At 65.1% G+C, this 15,588-nt stretch carries 11 protein-coding genes and 1 pseudogene; 6 read left to right on the top strand and 6 right to left on the bottom strand.

Annotation, left to right across the window (positions count from 1 at the left end):
* Nucleotides 1-5 precede the first annotated feature (5 nt).
* The 3 genes from NCR35_RS24735 to NCR35_RS24725 are packed head-to-tail and all read right to left on the bottom strand — an operon-like array spanning nt 6 to nt 2,408.
* Nucleotides 6-1,169 carry an acyl-CoA dehydrogenase family protein gene (locus tag NCR35_RS24735; RefSeq protein ID WP_250536562.1) on the bottom strand — a complete coding sequence of 388 codons (1,164 nt, stop codon included), beginning with the start codon at nt 1,167-1,169 and terminating at the stop codon, nt 6-8.
* Nucleotides 1,166-1,978 (bottom strand): enoyl-CoA hydratase/isomerase family protein, encoded by an 813-nt coding sequence (locus tag NCR35_RS24730; RefSeq protein WP_250536561.1) that lies wholly within the window; start codon nt 1,976-1,978, stop codon nt 1,166-1,168. The genes NCR35_RS24735 and NCR35_RS24730 overlap by 4 nt, the downstream gene beginning before the upstream one ends.
* Nucleotides 1,979-1,982: 4 nt before the next feature.
* Nucleotides 1,983-2,408: a MaoC family dehydratase gene (locus tag NCR35_RS24725; protein ID WP_248323093.1), complete on the bottom strand. Its 426-nt coding sequence runs from the start codon at nt 2,406-2,408 to the stop codon at nt 1,983-1,985.
* A 334-nt stretch (nt 2,409-2,742) separates the two neighbouring features.
* Here NCR35_RS24725 and NCR35_RS24720 point away from each other — a divergent pair, with 334 nt between their 5' ends.
* The 6 genes from NCR35_RS24720 (at nt 2,743) to arsH (ending at nt 8,040) form a co-directional block, all read left to right on the top strand.
* Complete coding sequence (locus NCR35_RS24720; RefSeq protein WP_250536560.1) at nt 2,743-3,777, top strand: TRAP transporter substrate-binding protein; 1,035 nt, start codon at nt 2,743-2,745, stop codon at nt 3,775-3,777.
* Between the two features lie 50 nt (nt 3,778-3,827).
* Nucleotides 3,828-4,361 carry a TRAP transporter small permease gene (locus tag NCR35_RS24715; protein WP_250536559.1) on the top strand — a complete coding sequence of 178 codons (534 nt, stop codon included), beginning with the start codon at nt 3,828-3,830 and terminating at the stop codon, nt 4,359-4,361.
* A 10-nt stretch (nt 4,362-4,371) separates the two neighbouring features.
* Nucleotides 4,372-5,643 carry a TRAP transporter large permease gene (locus NCR35_RS24710; RefSeq protein WP_244849437.1) on the top strand — a complete coding sequence of 424 codons (1,272 nt, stop codon included), beginning with the start codon at nt 4,372-4,374 and terminating at the stop codon, nt 5,641-5,643.
* A 175-nt stretch (nt 5,644-5,818) separates the two neighbouring features.
* Nucleotides 5,819-6,151: an ArsR/SmtB family transcription factor gene (locus tag NCR35_RS24705; RefSeq protein WP_250536558.1), complete on the top strand. Its 333-nt coding sequence runs from the start codon at nt 5,819-5,821 to the stop codon at nt 6,149-6,151.
* A complete protein-coding gene (arsB, locus tag NCR35_RS24700) occupies nt 6,148-7,227 on the top strand; it encodes an ACR3 family arsenite efflux transporter (RefSeq protein WP_250536557.1) in 1,080 nt (359 codons plus the stop codon). The genes NCR35_RS24705 and arsB overlap by 4 nt, the downstream gene beginning before the upstream one ends.
* Before the next feature lie 48 nt (nt 7,228-7,275).
* A complete protein-coding gene (gene arsH / locus NCR35_RS24695) occupies nt 7,276-8,040 on the top strand; it encodes an arsenical resistance protein ArsH (protein ID WP_250536556.1) in 765 nt (254 codons plus the stop codon).
* Nucleotides 8,041-8,091: 51 nt separating this feature from the next.
* On the opposite strand, the gene NCR35_RS24690 is transcribed toward arsH, so the two are convergent.
* From NCR35_RS24690 to NCR35_RS24680, 3 genes and pseudogenes are all read right to left on the bottom strand, one after another.
* Nucleotides 8,092-13,116: a cellulose synthase subunit BcsC-related outer membrane protein gene (locus tag NCR35_RS24690; protein ID WP_502801721.1), complete on the bottom strand. Its 5,025-nt coding sequence runs from the start codon at nt 13,114-13,116 to the stop codon at nt 8,092-8,094.
* The gene (gene bcsZ, locus NCR35_RS24685; protein ID WP_250536555.1) at nt 13,110-14,261 is read right to left on the bottom strand and encodes a cellulose synthase complex periplasmic endoglucanase BcsZ; all 1,152 of its coding nucleotides are present in this window, start codon (nt 14,259-14,261) and stop codon (nt 13,110-13,112) included. Before bcsZ ends, NCR35_RS24690 begins: the two co-directional genes overlap by 7 nt.
* Nucleotide 14,262: 1 nt before the next feature.
* Nucleotides 14,263-15,471 (bottom strand): annotated as a pseudogene (locus tag NCR35_RS24680) (cellulose biosynthesis cyclic di-GMP-binding regulatory protein BcsB); the annotation flags it as partial.
* Nucleotides 15,472-15,588: the final 117 nt, after the last annotated feature.

The following is a 15,588-nucleotide window of genomic DNA, read 5'->3' as shown; positions in this document are numbered from 1 at the left end:
CGCGTTCACGCGAGCAGCGTGCGCGCGATGATCATGCGTTGTATTTCCGATGTGCCTTCGACGATTTCGAGGACCTTCGCATCGCCGAATGCGCGGGCGACCGCGAACTCGGCCATCACGCCGTATCCGCCGTGAATCTGCACCGCCTGATGCGCGGCCTTCATCGCGTGTTCGGTGGCGAAGAGCTTGGCCTGCGAAGCCTGCGCGTCGAACGGCAAGCCGGCATCCTTGAGCGCGGCGGCGTCGTAGAGCATGAGACGCGCGGCATGGGCATCGGTGGCCATGTCGGCAACCTTGAACTGAAGGCCCTGAAACTCGGCGATGGCGCGCCCGAACGCGCGCCGCTCCTTCATATAGGCCATCGAGCGTTCCAGCGACCCTTGCAGGATGCCCAGTGCAAGCGCGCCGATAAGAATGCGCCCGGTGCTGATCTGCGCCAGCGTCTGACGCAGCCCCGCGCCGCGTTCGCCGAGAAGCTGATTCGCCGGAATGGCGCAGCGGTCGAAGAACAGTTCATGCGTAATGGATGCGCGCCAGCCGATCTTGCGCAGCTTGCGTCCCTTGCTGAAGCCCGGCGTCCCCTGCGGCACGATGAAATTGGAGATCTCCTTGCGGCCGTCGGGTCGCGTGCCCGTCGCCGCCGCGATCACCGTCGGCCCGCCTATCTCCGTGCCCGAATTGCTGATGAAGGTCTTCGCGCCGTCGATGATCCACTGCTCGCCGTCGAACACCGCCCGCGTGCCGATGTTTGCCGCATCCGAACCTGCGTCGGGCTCGGAAAGACCGATGGAACCGATCTGCGTGCCGTCGAGAATGGGCCGCAAATAGCGCGCTTTCTGTTCGGTGGTGCCGTAGTTGTTCAGCAGGCTCGCGACCGTGGAATTCGCCATCAGCGCATTGGCGACCGCGCAATCCACGCGGGCCATTTCTTCGAGCACGATCACGAAGGAGAGCCAGTCGCCACCGCCGCCGCCGAACGCGTCCGGATACGGCAAACCGGTGAAGCCGAGTTCGCAGGCATGCCGCCAGAGCGCATACGGAAACCCCTCGTCCTCCCAGAGCGATTCCGACTGCGGTGCGACTTCGTTTTCCGCAAAGCGTCGCACCGCTTCGCGGATCATCGTGTGCTGTTCGCCGAGCCAGTGTGGTTGATTGAGCGTTGTCGTCATGGCGTGACCGGTGCGAGGTGGGTTCGGGCCGTGCGTCGCGCGGACTGGCGTTCGAGGAATTGCCGCAGCCCAGCCCGCGCGCCCTCGCTCGAAAAGTTCACTGCGTATTGCGCGGCTTCGAAATCGAGTCCCGCCGACAAGGGCAACTCGTTCGCGCGGTTCAGGGCCCGCTTCGACATTTCGATTGCGAACGGATCGTAGGAAGCGAGCGTCGCGGCCAAGGACTGCACGGCATCGAAGAGATCGTCAGGAGCCGCGAGCCCGTGAATGAAGCCGTACGCCTCGCATTCCTGCGCGGAGAAGCGCCTGCCGCTCATGACGAAGCGTTTGGCGCACGCGAGCCCCATCTTGGCGACGGCGAGTTGCGTGCCGCCCCAGCCGGGCATCGTGTTGAGCGTGATTTCCGGGAACGCGAAGCTCGCGTTGGTCGAGGCCACGATGAAGTCGCACGCAAGCGCCAGTTCGAAGCCGCCGCCGAGCGCATAGCCGTTGACCATCGCGATGGTCGGCTTCGCGCAATCGTGCAGGCGCAGCAGCGCGCGCTGGCCGGCCACCATGTCGCGATAGGCGGCGACGCCATCGAGAGAGACGAGGCGCTCGATATCGTTGCCCGCGGCGAAGGCCTTGGCCCCGCTGCCGGTGATCGCGATCACGCGCGTCGCATCGTCGGCGAGGGCTTCTTCGATGCTGGCAGAGAGCAAAGCCAGCATCTCTGGCGTGAATGCGTTGAGCTTGTCGGCGCGATTGAGTGTCAAGAGACGCAGGCTGCCGTGCTGCGCGGAGAGAACGGGAGGCGGGCTATTCTGCATGGCGTCACAGCACTTTGAGATAGGTCTTGCCGGATGCCACGACGACGCCGTCCTGGCGCGTCACATCGGCGGCGAATACGCAGACGTTGCGTTCCTCGTCCTTCTCTTCGAGCGTCAGACGAGCGGTCACGGTATCGCCGATGAACACGGGTGCATTGAACGTGATGTCATAGCGATACGACACCGCGCCGGGGCTTGGCGCTTTCTGCGCCATATGGCCCATGACGGTCGAGAGAAACCCGACCGACAAGCAGCCTTGCGCGATGCGCCGCTCGAAGCGCGTGCCTTTCGCGTATTCCTCGTTGAGATGCACGGCGTAAAAGTCGCCGACGATGCCGGCAAAGCCGTAGATGTCGTATTCGGAAACGGTCTTCGCAAAATCGGCTGTGTCGCCGATTGCATAGCAATCCATATGAGGGCGTTTGGCCATGTCGTGAGTTGTCGTGATGGGTCGTGGTCGGTTGCGTGAATACGGTGCGATGCGTTGTGACACCGTGCCTTTAGCGTGGAACTCACTTTAAAGAGAGCCCGCCTGCAACCGGTAGGACGGTTCACGCGATCTTTTGGACTTTTTTGCAGCGCGCGGGATCACGCAGGACAGCACCGTAAAAAAGTCCAAGAAATTCGAAAACCGGTCCTAACGCACCATCGCTGCGATCACAAATACTTGCGTCAACCCGCTGGCCTTCGAGCGCATCGCAAGACGGCAATCTGCCGATGCGAGGCGTGGGCCGGGCGGTGTCCATATCGAGCAAGGAGACAACATGAGTTCGCTTTTCAGAGCGCAGAGCATGCTGCGCGTAGCGATGAGCGCGGTGCTTGCCGCAGTGTGCGTATCGGCATCGACGGGCGCTATCGCGCAGGACAAGGTCGTGATGAAGCTCGGCCACACGCTTGCACCCGACAACCACTATCAGCTCACGGCGCAGGTGTTCGCCAAGGAAGTCGCGGCGCGCACGCATGGCCATGTCGAAATACAACTGTTCCCGCAATCGCAGCTGGGCGGCGAAGTACAGATGACGCAGGCGTTGCGCACCGGTACGCAGGACCTGATGATTTCCGCGCAGGCGCCTATCGACAACACGATCAAGCAGTGGCAGATCTTCGACATGCCGTATCTCTTCTCCAGCATGGACGAAGCGAACGCCGTGCTGCAAGGTCCGGTCGGCCGCAAGTATCTCGACATGATGAAGCCCGTGAACATGATCGGCCTCACGTGGCTCGCGGTGGGCGAACGCAATCTGTTCACCACCAAGCGTCCCGTCAATTCGCTTGCGGACATGAAGGACCTCAAGGTGCGCGTGATGCAGAGCCCCGGCTATATCGCGGGCTACAAGGCGCTCGGCGCCAATCCGACACCGCTCGCCTATAACCAGTTGTTCCTCGCGCTTTCGCAAGGTCTCGTCGATGGCGCCGACACTTCGCCGGAACAGTTCGTACAAGACAAGTTCTCCGATGTCGCCAAGCATTTCTATGTGACGCACGTGAACTATCTGCCCGTTGTGCTGGCGATGAGCAAGGCGTCATGGGACAAGCTCTCGCCCGCGGACCAGAAGGCGTTTCAGGAGTCCGCGAAGATCGCCGCCGACTACGACCTGAAGGAATACAAGCATGAATACGACGCCGCTATCGCCGCAATGAAGTCCAAGGGCATTCAGGTCACGACGGTCGATACGGCACCGTGGGCGCAGGCGACGAAGGCGGCGCGCGAAGAACTGATCGCGAAGATTCCGGACGGCCCGGCGCTGTATCAGGAAATCAACACGGCCAAGCAAGCGTCGGCGGTCGCGTCCAAATGAACGATGCGAACGACGCCCGTGGTTCCAACGCGGCATCGGAGGTGACACGCATGGAAAAGCTCGCTCGCGGCTTGATGTTCGTCGACGACATCGTGCTCAGGATCAATCTGTTTGTCTGTAGCTGCCTGCTGCTCGCGGCGGTGATCGTGGCCGGACTCGGGGTGTTCTTTCGCTTCGTGCTGCACGATTCACTGTCGTGGTCGGACGAAGTGTCGGCTTATCTGTTCGTATGGCTGACGTGTCTGGGCGCCGCAGCCGGCGTGAAGCTGCGCGCGCATCCGGAAGTGCGCGTGCTGGCGGACCGCATGCCAGCTGCCATCGCGCCGCTGCTCAAGGACTTCACGGACTGCGCGATTCTCGCGCTCGGCGCGGTGTTCGTGCTGTACGGCACCGACATGCTCGCGCTGATGGGCACGGAAACCGCCGCGTCGATTCCGATTTCGATGGTGTATCCGTATCTTTCGATCCCCGTGTGCGGCGCGCTGCTCGCGTTTCATTCGCTCGTGCGCATCGTCGTCTCGCACCTCGCGCCGCAGGCGCAGACCGATGCCACGCTGATCGAAGGCGTGTCCGAACATCTCTAGGATAAACATCATGTGGGCAATCGCTTTTGGAGCAGGGCTGCTCGGGCTGGGCGTGCCGGTGGCCATCTGCATCGGCATAGCGGCGACCATCGCGTTGTCGATTAACGGCACGCCGCTGCTCGTAATTCCGCAGCAACTGTTCTCGAACCTTAACAACGTGGGCCTGCTCGCCATTCCGTTCTTCATGTTGACGGGTGCGATCATGGACGCGGGTGGCGTGTCGAAGCGCATCATCGAGTTCTCGCAGGCGCTCGTGGGCTTCATGCGCGGCGGCATCGGTCAGGTGACGATCGTCGCGAGCATGTTCTTCGCGGACTTGTCCGGCTCGGCCACGGCGGACACTGCCGCGATCGGTTCCGTGATGATTCCCGGCATGGTGAAGAAGGGCTATAACCGTGCATTCGCGGTGGCGCTGCAATCGGCGGCGGGCTCGCTCGGGCTGCTGTCGCCCGTGTCGATGAGCATGCTGGTCTATGCGTACACGGCGAACGTTTCGGTGGGCACCATGTTCATCGCGGGCATCTTGCCGATGCTGCTCGTGGTCGCGTCGTTCATGATCGTCAATTACGTGACGGCCGTTAAGAACGACTACAGCGCGGTGGAGCCGTTCGATGCGCGCAAGCTCTGGACGACGTTCCGCGAGGCGTTCTGGGCGCTGCTCACGCCGATCATCATTCTGGGCGGCATTCTCGGCGGTATCTTCACGCCGGTCGAGGCGGGCGTCGTCGCAGCGGTCTACGTGACCTTGGTGAGCGCGTTCATCTTCCGTACGCTCAAGCTCTCGCATTTCAAGGACATACTGGTTCGCACTTCGGTGAACACCACGCGCGTATCGTTCCTGCTCGGACTTGCGTTCGTGCTCGGGCGATATCTGATCGAAGCGCAGATTCCGCTGCACGTGGCGAACAGTTTCCTCGCGGTCACGACGAGCGCCATTGTGCTCTTGATCCTGATCAACCTGTTCCTCATCGCGGCGCATACCGTGCTTGAAACCATTTCGAGCATCGCGGTGGTGATTCCGGTGTTCTTGCCGCTCGTCGTGCAGATGCATATCGATCCGATCGTGTTCGGCGTGATCGTGCTCATCAACTCGGCCATCGGCATCAATCTGCCGCCGATCGGCTTCTGCCTCTTCACGGCGGCGTCCATAGGCGGCGTGTCGGTGGAGAAGGCGACTCGCGCGATTCTGCCGTTCATTTTCGCGCTGGTCGTCGACCTTCTGCTGATCATCTTCTTTCCGCATATCCCGCAGTTCCTTCCGCATCTGCTGGGCGCGAAGTGAACGTCATGTGGACGGCGTTTGCTTCACTGCGCTAAGGCGTGAGCGTGGTTTACTCTGGCCCGGGTAAGCCCGTTCAACTGGCGCGAAGTGCACGCTCTGATCTGAGCCCGTAGTGGATTCTCGTCATTTAAAGATCATTTGAAATGACGAGCCGAACGGCCTATGATCCCCCGTCATGGACCCGAACCTCGCTGTCCGCGCACTCAGCGCGCTTGCACATGAATCGCGGCTTGCGATCTTCCGCACGCTCGTCGTGGCCGGACCCGAAGGCTTGCCTGCGGGCGACATCGCACAGCAGCTCGGACTATCGCCGCCGAGCCTCTCTTTCCATCTGAAGGACCTGTCGAACGCGGAACTCGTCAAGGCGCGACAGTCGGGCCGTTTCATCTTCTACTCCGCGAACTTCGACGCGATGAACGGCCTCATCGGCTTCCTGACCGAGAACTGTTGCGCGGGTGCGGAGTGCCCGGATAGCGCATCGCTCAAATGCTTTCGCGACAACGCATGAATTCGCTCGACAAGACCCAAAACGTCACGCCGTCCAGCCGCCCGGCTTCCATCGGCTTCTTCGAACGCTATCTGACGATATGGGTGGCGCTGTGCATTGTCGGCGGCATCCTGCTAGGCCAGTGGTTCCCGGCGCTATTCGAACGCATCGGCCGGACGGAGGTCGCGCACGTCAATATCCCCGTGGGCGTGCTCATCTGGGTAATGATCGTTCCGATGCTCGCCAAGATCGACTTCAGCGCGATGGCGCAAGTGAAAGGCCATTGGCGCGGCATTGGCGTCACGGTGTTCGTGAACTGGCTCGTCAAACCGTTTTCCATGGCGCTGTTGGGCTGGCTTTTCGTTCGCCACGTCTTCGCACGGTATCTGCCGGCCGCGCAACTCGATAGCTACGTGGCCGGTCTCATCCTGCTGGCCGCCGCGCCATGTACCGCGATGGTCTTCGTCTGGTCGCAACTGTGCAAGGGCGACCCGTATTTCACCTTGTCTCAGGTCGCGTTGAACGACGCCATCATGATCGTGGCATTCGCGCCGATCGTTGCGCTGCTGCTCGGGTTATCGGCGATTGCGGTACCGTGGGCTACGCTGATCACGTCGGTCGGCCTGTACATCGTGATTCCGGTCGTCGTCGCGCAACTACTCAGGCGTGCTTTGCTTGCTCGCGGCGAGGCGCGGTTCCAGCGTGTGGTATCCGCGCTCGGGTCCTGTTCGATAGGAGCGCTGCTTGCCACGTTGGTCTTGCTGTTTGCGTTCCAGGGCCGCGCCATCGTCGAGGAACCGCTCGTGATCGCCATGCTGGCGGTGCCTATTCTCATCCAGGTGTTTCTGAACTCCAGCCTCGCGTATGTGCTGAATCGCCGGCTCGGCGTCGCGCATTGCGTGGCCGGGCCGTCGAGTCTTATCGGCGCGAGCAATTTCTTCGAACTGGCGGTCGCTACAGCCATCAGCCTGTTCGGCTTCGAGTCCGGCGCTGCGCTGGCAACGGTGGTGGGCGTGCTGATCGAAGTGCCCGTCATGCTGCTGGTCGTAGGCGTCGTCAACCGGACGCAGCACTGGTATGAAGCGCGCACACACTGAGGAAGCGAACATGCGTACTACCGACTATAACGGCCGGAGCCCCCGCTGATGCCTCCCGACTTGCCCAACGTCACACTGCCGTTACTCGACACGCCGGACCTCGACAAGCTCGCGCCGCGCGCCGTCTCGACGCACGCGCCGCGCATCCTGCTGCTCTATGGCTCGCTGCGTCGCACGTCGTACAGCCGCTTGTTGACGCTGGAAGCCGAGCGGATTCTCCGGCACTTCGGCGCCGAAACGAAGGTCTTCGATCCGCATGACCTGCCGATTGCGGACAGCGTTCCGGCGGATCATCCGAAGGTCGTCGAGCTTCGCAAGCTGTCGGAGTGGTCGGAGGGACAAGTCTGGTGCAGTCCCGAGCGCCACGGCACGCTGACCGCCGTGTTCAAGAATCAGATCGACTGGCTGCCGCTCGAACTCGGCGGCGTGCGTCCGACGCAGGGCCGCACGCTCGCCGTGATGCAGGTCTGCGGCGGATCGCAGTCGTTCAATGCGGTCAATGCGCTGCGCGTGCTGGGCCGCTGGATGCGCATGGTGACGATCCCGAACCAGTCGTCGGTGGCGAAGGCGTATCAGGAATTCGATGCGAACGGGCGCATGAAGCCGTCGTCATACTATGACCGCGTCGTGGATGTCATGGAGGAGTTGTACAAGTTCACGCTGCTCGTGCGCGACCGCTCGGATTACCTGACGGACCGCTATAGCGAGCGGAAGGAGAAAGCGCCGGCCGTGGCGGCGACGCTCGCGAACGCTGCGATGAGCCATGAGCGCGATGCGAAGACCGCGGACAGCGACGACGGGGAAGTGGAATAGCGGGGCAGCGCATCCGGCTCAACGCGCTGACCCGCACGTCGCTGCACCCCCTCAATTCGCCAGCGACAAATACGGCGAACTGAAAGCCTGCGGCGGAAACACTGCCTGCACGCCGCCCTGACGCGTGAAGCTATAGCGCACATACACGGCGGCAAGCCATTCGCGATACTGATACGCGTTGCCGAACGATGCCGTCGCGCCGAACGCGAGCTGCGGCGCGAGCTGGTATTCGCCGGTCGCGTTGAGCGAGTATGAAACGCCCGTCTTGCTCGACCCCGGGTAGACCGCGCCTGCGTCCGGATTGAGCGGGGAACTCGCGGCTGCTGACTGACGCGTGCTGTCGGTCGGGAAGTAGTTCGACGCATCCTGCCGGTAATGCTGCACGCCGACCGATCCCTTCACGTCGTAGCTGAACATCCCGAGCCGTCCCATGTACTCGACCGGAAAATTCAGGATCACGTACTGCTGCGGGCTGAAGTAACCGCCCTGGCCGTACGTGAAGTACGAGAGGTTCTTGTCGTAGTGCATCAGCGTGGTGTTCGCGCCCACCGTGAGCGTCTGATCCGCATCCTTGATGAGACGCGTATAGATGCCGCCGCCGCCTTTCACCGCGCTGTTGGTCGCGACGTGCTTGCCGTCGAGAAACTGGTACGCCGCGTTCACGTAGACGCCGTTGGTGCTGTCGTCCCAGCCGAGCGCGGCGCGCGCGCCGCTCGATGTGACGCCGCCCCATTCGAGGCCCGCTCCTGCATCGCGCGCGCCGGCGTAGGACAAGAGGCTGTCGGTGACGGCGCGTCGCGCGACGGCGAGCGAGTACGACACTTTGTCCGTGATGGCGTTCTGATATTGCAGTCCGCCGACGACGTTGGTTTCGCGAAAGCCGAGCGGCGTCGTGCCGACATCGGCCTGGATGTTGCGGTTTTCATAGCCGACGGAAAGGCCGACGCCCGTCGCAGTCTGCGAGCCGAAGTCGTTGGTCAGGCTCGGCGGATTGGTGCTCGCGCCCGCGCCGAATCGCGCGAGCGTGTTGTTGCTGCCGCTCGCCGTGCCGGCGTCGAGCGTGACGGGCGTGGCGCGCAGCACGATATGGCCGTTGCCCGCCTTGATGCGGCCTTCGATCGGCGCTTCGATGTCGGTCAGGTTCGACAGGCCGTTCTCGCCATTGCGATTGCGAAACAGCACGCCGCCCGTGATGGTGCTGGCTTGCTCGCGGTTGATCGCCGCCAGTTCTTCCGCGACGCCTATGGTTTGAGGGTTCGCCGCTGGTGCAGGCAAGCCTGAGGCGCCCATCGATGCCGCCGTCGCGGCGCGCTGCGCGGCTTGCGGCTGCGCCGAGTAGTAGGGCTGCGCATAACCGGCGGGAGGCAGCGGGATGTACGGCTGCTGGGCGTAGGGCTGCTGGGCGTATTGTTGTTGGGGATACGGCTGCTGCGAATACGGCTGCGGCGCGTACGCTTGCTGCGGATACGACTGCTGCGGATACGACTGCTGCGGATACATCTGCTGCTGGTAAGGCTGCTGCTGGTAAGGCTGCTGATAAGCCTGCTGCCCGTACGCGTACGAACTAGTCGCACGCGCCTTCTGCGCTGTGCTCTTGCGCGTCGCCGAGCCTTTGCCGGCCGGCACGCTCGCCGCGGGTTGAGGTGCGTAGGCGTTGGCTTGAGCATCGCGGGCGGCGGGGGACATCGGCCAGGGCGAACTGTCGTAGCCGTCCGATGCCGGCGGGTATGCCGGAGCCTGTTGCGCGTACGGCTGATATCCCTGCGCGGGATAACCGTTCGCCTCTTGTCCGGGATACGGCTGAAGCGGCGCGCCCGATTGCGCCGCGCCGTAAGTGTCGGGACCGTAGCCGTTGCCGTAAGCCGTTGCCGGCGGCGCGGCATAAGCGCCGCGTTGCGCCGGACGGTAGCTGTCCGATCCGTAGCCATAGGCACGAGCCGGCGCGGAGTAAGCGGCGGATGGCGCTGCGCCATCGGCTCGTGCGGGCGGCTCGCCATAAGCGCCCGCTTGCGCCGAGCCATAACCATCGCCACCATAGCCGCCGATCACGCGCCGACCACCCGCTTGCCCGGTTGCATCGGAAGCGCCGCCGTAACCGCCCGACATCGCCGATCCAGAAGCATCGCCACCATAGCCGCCAAGTTCGCGTCGACTGCCTGATTGCCCCGTGCCATCCGAAGCGCCGCCGTAGCCGCCCGTCTGCACCGATTCATAAGCATCGGGACCCAAGCCGCCGCGCACAGCGCGACCGCCCGCTTGCGCCGTCCCATCCGCTGCACCGCCATAGCCGCCGCTTGCGGCCGCGCGCGGTGTCATCGAAGGAGCGGAATAAGGCGCAGAATAAGGCGCTGCACCAGGCAGACTAGGTGGCGGATAGGACGGCACGGCTTGCTGATTGTTCGGTAGGGTGACGGGCCGATACGCGCCCGCGTTGTTCGCACTCGACGATGAAAGCGACGCCGCAGCCGTATCGACCGCAGTCTTGCCTTCGAACGGATTGGTGCCCGGCAGCGGCATCGAAGCGATGCGTTGCATCGCGCTCTGCCAGTCGCGCGGCACGCGATTGCTTTGGCCCGACGCGTTCGCCGTCGCAGGCGTATTCGCGGCGACGAGCGAGCGTTGCAGGAACTGCGCGGCGAGGTCCAGCTTGCCTTCCGCGCGATACATCCGGCCGATGCCCGCGAGCACGCCCGGATCGTTCGGCGCGGCGTCATAAGCCTGCTTCGCGAGCGATTCGGCCAGCTTGAAATCGCGCACGCCGCTTGCCGCCGACATCGCCGCCGTCTGCAAGCCCACGTCGTCGGGACGGCGGGAGAGCGCCGCGCGGTAACACGACAACGCGTTGCGGTCATCGCCCGCCGAGGTGTACATGCGGCCGAGCGCCGCTAGCAGGTCGGCATTGTCGGGCATCGCGGCGAGCCACGGCGAGATCACGTCGTAAGCGGCGGCGAGGTCGCCTTGCCTGCGCACCGCATCCGCCTGCGCGATCACGATTCCCACGTTCAGATTGTCGAAGTCGCGACGCTGCTGCGTGGTGAGCTGCGTCGCGGAAAGACGCCGCATGACGGAGCCGAGTTCGGCATCCTGGTGCGTGGCGGACAAAATGCCCGCGTATTGCAGTTGCAAGCCGACATCGTTCGGCGCATTCGCGACCGCGCCGCGAATCAGCGACAGCGCGCGCGTCGGATCGCCCGCGTTCACATACGCCGACGCCACCGCGCCCATGAGTTCCGCGTTGCCCGCCGCGACCGGCTCGGCGCGGCGCAGAATCGCGAACGCCTGCGCGTTCTGGCCGGCAGCGGCGGCGCGCGTCGCGAGTTCCGCCTGCTGATGCACCCACAAGCGATGCTGCAACGCCGTCATCGCGGACGTGCGCTTTGCCTGCGGCACGCGGTCCAGTTGCGCGAGACCCGCCGACCAGTCCTGCGTCTCGGCAGAAAGCAGCGCGCTCGCGTAGAGCGCGTCGGTCATGTCGGGGTGCGTCGCGAGCAGGCCGTCCATCATGCTGCGCGCATTGCCGACCGCGCCCTGACGCACGTAGATGCGCGCGAGGTCGAGCCGCAGCCACGGATCGTCCGGCATATTGAGCAGCGCGTCTTCGAAGAGACTGCGCGCCGCGCCGAGATCGCCCCGCGCTTCGGCGGCGCGCGCCTGCGCGGCCTGCGCCTGGCCGCGCAGCGTGCTGATGCCGCCGGCTTTCGCCTGCTGCTCCGTATTGAGCTTGTTGGCGAAGGCGAGCGCCTCGTCGCCGCGGCCCTGCGCGGCCAGCGCGCCGACGAGCCCGCGGATGGCATCGGGATTGTCGGCCTGACGGCGCAGCGCCATGCGATACGCGGCTTCCGCGCCGCGCGGATCGCCGTTTGCAAGCAGCATTTCGCCGAGCAGCACTTGCGCCGTGACATCGGACGGATCGACCGCGATGGCGCGCTCGAAGAGCGCCTTCGCCTGCGCGATCTGGCCGTTGCTGCGCGCGCCGATGGCATCGCTCGTATAAGTCCAGTACGTTGCGCTCGTGAGCGCGTCCTTCCAGCGCGCCGGGTTGCCGGCCCGCGACGCGCGTTCCAGGTACGTGCGGGCCTCCGCGAAACGCTCCTGCTTCAGCGCCGCGACGCCCATGCCGCCGAGCGCGTCGGCGTCGTTGGGACTGCTCGCGAGCACCGACGAAAAGCGCGCGCGCGCCGCTGGGAGATCGCCGTGATCCAGCGCGGCGAAACCTTCCGCGACGGTGCGGCCGCGCGCATCGACGGCAGCGTCGGCCTGCGAGCGTTCGCGCGCGGACCTGTCCTGCTGCACCATCGAATCGAAGCGGGCCTTGACGGCGGCATCGTCCGGCGAGGCTTGAAGATACGCCTGATAAAGCGGCGCATCCGATGCCCGCGCGCCGAGCCACAAAAGCGCCTGCCGCCAGCTTTTCTTCGCGTCCGCGCCGACCGCGCTGTCGCCCGACAGCTTCGCGAGCCGCGCGATGCCGTCGCGCCGCGTGGCATCGCGATACGTCAGATGCTGCGCATACGCGAGCTGATAGCGCGGATCGTCCGGATTCTGGCGCGCCAGTTGTTCGAGGCCGCGGCGCGCTTCGTCCCAGCCTTGCGGCGTGGCGGCGAGCGCCTGGTAATACTCGAGTTGCAGCGCGGGCGTCGCGGGCTTGCCGTCGATCGCGCGCTTGTATTCCTGCACCGCCGACGCGCTCTGTCCGCTTTGCGCGAGACGCCGCGCGTCGTTCACGGTCTGATCGCGCGAACTGGTTTCGCCGAGACGCCGGCCGAGTTCGTCGATATTCGGATAGTTGGGCGCGACCTGACGCAACTGCGCGAGATACTGCTGCGCGCCGCTGCCGTCCTTGCGATCCGCGAGCACCATGCCCATGCCGAAGAGCGCGTCCGGCTGCTTCGGATTAACGCGCAGCACTTTCTGCCACGCCTGTTCCGCGAGGTCGCCGCGCCGGTGCGACTGCCAGTACTTGCCCTGATCGATGAGCACCGCGAGCGGATCGGTCGTCGCGGCCTGCGCCCAGGTCATCGCCGGCGCGGCGCACAGGAGCGCCGCGATCACGCGTTTGCGAGTCGGGATCAGCATGCGCTTCTCCACGTCGGCACGAGGCGGCCCAAGTCATCGAAGCGAAAGCGCCCCTCGATGAAACCGCCGCCGAAAAGCCCGAGCACGCGGTCGTAGTAGACCGGCTCGCGGCCCGCGACCGGCGGCGCGGCCAGCGCTTCGAGACGCGCGCGCGCAAGGCCGAGGCCGCGTTCGTCGTTCAGCGCCTTGAAGTACGGCGCGAGCGCGGCCCAGTACGACAGCGGACCTTCGCCGCTCGCCGCGCCGCTCATGGTCGAGACCTTCTCGGGCGGAAAGCCCGTTTGCGCGACGCTCGCGCGCATGCCGCCGAGCGCGTCGAGCCACGGACGCGCGAGCGGATCGCCCGGTGACGCCATGCCAGCCCACAAGTAGACGCGGATCGCGTCGTAGCTGCCGACATCGCCATTCTTCGGATCGACGACGAACTGGCCGTTGCCGCTTGCCTGATAGGCGGCCCAGTCCGGCGCGTAGCCGCGCGGCGAGGTGATTCTGATCATCTTCGCGGCGTTCTGCGCGAGCTTCGTCCACGGGCCGTCCGGCATCTCCTGCGCGAGGCCGCGCAAGACCGGCAACGGCAGATAGCCCGGATTCAGCCGCGTGAGCTGGCCGGTGCGAAAGCCTTGCGGACCGGGCAGCAACATGGGACCGAGCCCTGGCAAATCGGCGACTTCCTGCTTCACGATCTGCGTCGCGAGCGCGTAGGCGAGCTTCGTGTACGCCGGCTCTTTCCATAGACGCCCGGCCTGAAACAAGTCGTAGGCGATCCACACATCGGAGTCCGAAGCGGAGTTCGAATCGATGACGCCGAACGAGCCGTCCTGCCGCTTGCCCCATTGCCACGCGGGCAGGCGCAGGCTCGCCGCGTCGAACTGATTGGCCGAGAGATTCGTGCGCGTCCAGTTGAGCACGCGGTCGAAGGTGGCGCGGTCGTTCGCGACGAGCGCGAAGAACATCGCATACGACTGGCCTTCGGACGTGGTTTGCTGCGTGTCGGTCGAGCGGTCGATCACGCGGCCGTCGGCCTGCACGACACGCTCGACGAATAGGCGATACGCGGGCCAGTCGCATTGCTGCGCGGCCTGCGCGCCGGGGGCGGCCGCCGCGAGCATCGCGCCGGCGAAGAGTGTGGCGGTGGTTGGCCGCATGTCAGTCTCTCAGACGCCGCGCGGCGATGGAACGCAGCGCGCGATAGAACAGGGCGGCGATGATGAGCGAGGCGAGCACGCCCGCGATCACCAGCAGAAACGGGTGCGAGGAAAGCGCCCAGCGCATGTAATGCATCGGCGAGAGATGGCCGACGTAATATGCTTCGCCGTTCGACGTGACCGTCACCGTGCGGCCGTGGATCACGGCCATTGCGCCTTGAATCGACGGCAGCAGGTCGTTGTCGAGCAGAGCGGCGGACAGGTCGGCGTCCGACTGCCCCGCCGCGCTGATGAGCGCCACCGCGCTGCGTCCGCTCTTGAGCGGCGACTCGAAGCCGGTCAGGAGCGCATCGCCGCTCGCACTCACGAGCGAAAGGTCCGCGCGCGCGGGCGAGCGTTCCGGACCCTGCTCGCCATGCCACCAGTCGACGAGCTTGAACGCCACATCGGAAAGCTGAAAGGTGCGCGCGTCGCCATCGCCCGAAAAAGGCATCTGCTTCGCCCAGCGTTGCAGCAAGGGCTGGCGTCCCGGCGAGCCGAGAATCAGCAAGTCCTTGTCGGCGAAGCGGTCGACATCGTTCGCGCTCGTCACGGTCACGCCCGTCACCGGATAACCGGTCGATGCGCCCATGCGGCCCATTTCCAGCAGATACAGGCTGTAGTCGGCGGAATTCGGCTCGTTCGGCAGCACGACCGCCGTCTGCGAAAGGTCCGCCATGCGCGTGAACGGAAAGCCGCCGTTCGCGAACGCGGCCAGATCGGGCAGCGCCATGTAGTGAGGAAAGCCGGACAGGTCGATGGTCGAATTCGGATCCACCGCGCCCACGACGTTATCCAGCACGCGGCCCTGGCATTCGCCGGTCTTCGGGATGTCGTAGTAGAAGTGCAGGCGCAATTGCGCGCGCGGCGTGATGAGCAACGGCGGCAGATAGATCTCGCGGCGCGCGGCGACCGTCTTGTCCGGCAGCACGCGGCTGAAGTACGTGCCGAGATCGAAGGTCGAGGTGGACACGGCCGGGATGCGCAGCGACTGCACGAAGCCGTTGTTCACGCTGATATTGAGCGACGAACGGTCGGGCGCGGGGCGCACCGTATAGCGATAGCGCAGGTCCACCGGCACGCCCTTCGTCTGCCACATGAAGAGATCGGGCGGCACGCGCAGGTTCACGCGCACCGCGTCGGCGTCGTAGCCGTGCGCGGTCAGGTCCTGGGGGTGGGGCCGGTGGCCGCAGCGCCCCCGGCGGGGGGGGGGGCGGCCGGTGGGGGGGGGGGTGGGGGGGGGGGGGTGGTGGGGTTGGGGTTCTTGGGGGGGGTGTCTGGGGGGGGC

The sequence above is a fragment of the Caballeronia sp. AZ10_KS36 genome (assembly GCF_023631105.1).
Lineage (GTDB): Bacteria > Pseudomonadota > Gammaproteobacteria > Burkholderiales > Burkholderiaceae > Caballeronia.
Note: the sequence above shows the minus strand (reverse complement) of the source record. Positions and strands in the feature narration are given on the sequence as shown.